Raw genomic sequence first — 534 nt, 5'->3', positions numbered from 1 at the left:
GTCGATAAAGAAACGCCCGCTAGATTAGTCTAGCGGGCGTTTTTATTTGTGATCATGTACGTTTATCGTTATGGAAAGCACAAGCTACAGGCATAGTTCAGCAAACTGACCACGCGTAAGTAGTACTAAGTCTTTCGGATCTAGCTCGATCTCTAACCCTCTCTTCCCTGCACTCACACATATCGTTTCAAAATCGGTAGCGCTGGAATGAACAAAGGTAGGTAATGCTTTTTTCTGACCAAGAGGACTGATTCCTCCCACCACATAACCTGTCGTTTTCTGAGCAATATCTGGATCAGCCATCTCTGCTTTTTTACCTTTCGCTGCTTTAGCTGCAAGCTTAAGGTTTAACTTCTGGTCAACAGGAATAACAGCTACCGCCAAATCTTTCGCCACACCATTCAAGCTGAACAACAGAGTTTTGAATACACGTTTGGGATCTTGACCAAGCGCTTCGACAGCCTCTAATCCATAATTCGTGTTATTTGTATCATGATGATACTGATGCACACTGTGAGCGATTTTCTTTTTCTT

Annotated in this window: 1 protein-coding gene; it reads right to left on the bottom strand. The window is 42.9% G+C overall.

Features of this window, described 5'->3' with window-relative positions; translation table 11 throughout:
* Window positions 1-84: 84 nt before the first annotated feature.
* Window positions 85-534 (bottom strand): Cys-tRNA(Pro) deacylase (gene ybaK, locus AB4496_RS29345; protein ID WP_372133650.1); only part of this gene is annotated, 450 nt, incomplete at its 5' end.

The organism is Vibrio sp. 10N.222.46.A1 (genome assembly GCF_041473595.1).
GTDB lineage: Bacteria > Pseudomonadota > Gammaproteobacteria > Enterobacterales > Vibrionaceae > Vibrio > Vibrio tasmaniensis_A.
This window is presented reverse-complemented; position numbering and strand designations above follow the sequence as displayed.